General features: G+C 34.4%; 1 protein-coding gene. It reads left to right on the plus strand.

What is annotated here, in order from left to right:
• On the plus strand, positions 1–1109 hold a 1109-nt coding region (locus A4R26_RS10790; RefSeq protein ID WP_133054626.1), incomplete at both ends, for an HsdM family class I SAM-dependent methyltransferase.

Raw genomic sequence — 1109 nt, forward strand, 5'->3', positions numbered from 1 at the left:
CAAAGTTTCTGATGATCCTGATACTTTAGCAACACAATACCATGAAATTTTCAATTTATTAAAGAAGGAATTGCCTTTTGTTTTCAATCCAATGGATGAATTGCAATTGGACCAGCTTAGTATTTTTTTTATTGATCAGGAATTGAAGCAAATAGATCTCTTAGATTCTCAAAGAGACTTTTTCGGTGACCTATTTGAAGTTTTTGTTGGAACTGGCATTAGAGAAGAAGAAGGTCAGTTTTTTACCCCAAAGAATGGCGTCGAGCTTCTTATTTCAATTATTGATCCGAAACCTGGAGAAAAAATTATTGATCCCGCCGCAGGAGCAGGTGGTTTTTTAAGTTCTGCATATAATCATTTAATTAAGGAAGGTGTACATTCTAAAAAAATCAACTCTTCCTTATATGGCATTGAAAAAGATTCTTATTTAGCCAAATTAACAGCTACAAGACTCGCAATTCGCACGCTTCAACAAAGTAATATATTTTGTGGTGATTCGTTAGCATGGAGCGATCAAAACAAGGAACCATTATCAATACCGGAATCGTTCGATATTGTCTTAACAAACCCGCCTTTTGGAAAGAATATTGTTTCTGTGTCTAAAGACATTCAAAAGACTTATGATTTAGGCTTTGACTGGAAATATAATTCTATAGCTAATGCATATGAGAAGAATGGGAAACTTTTAAACAACGTCCCTCCTCAAGTTCTCTTTGTGGAAAAATGCATTTCTCTTTTAAAAGAAGGGGGCCGGCTGGGTATAGTTTTACCAGAAAGTCTTATCACTAGTAAGTCTTATTCTCATGTTGTACAATTCATGCGGAGCAAAGGCGATTTACTTGCTGTCATTGGCATGCCAGAAGACTTTTTTAAAACTTCTGGCAAAGGAGGCACACATACAAAAGCATGTTTAGTTGTATTTATAAAGAACTCTAAACAGAAGAATTACAAAAAGCTATTTATGGCAGAAGCCAAATGGTGTGGACATGATAGTAGAGGCCGAACTATTGAAAATGATGATTTGCCAATTATCGTTGAAAATTTTAAAAGATTTCAATCAGGAAAAAAAATTCAAAATAATCACTTAGGGTATGTTATCGACAATAAAG

The organism is Niastella populi, assembly GCF_002078015.1.
Taxonomy (GTDB): domain Bacteria; phylum Bacteroidota; class Bacteroidia; order Chitinophagales; family Chitinophagaceae; genus Niastella; species Niastella populi.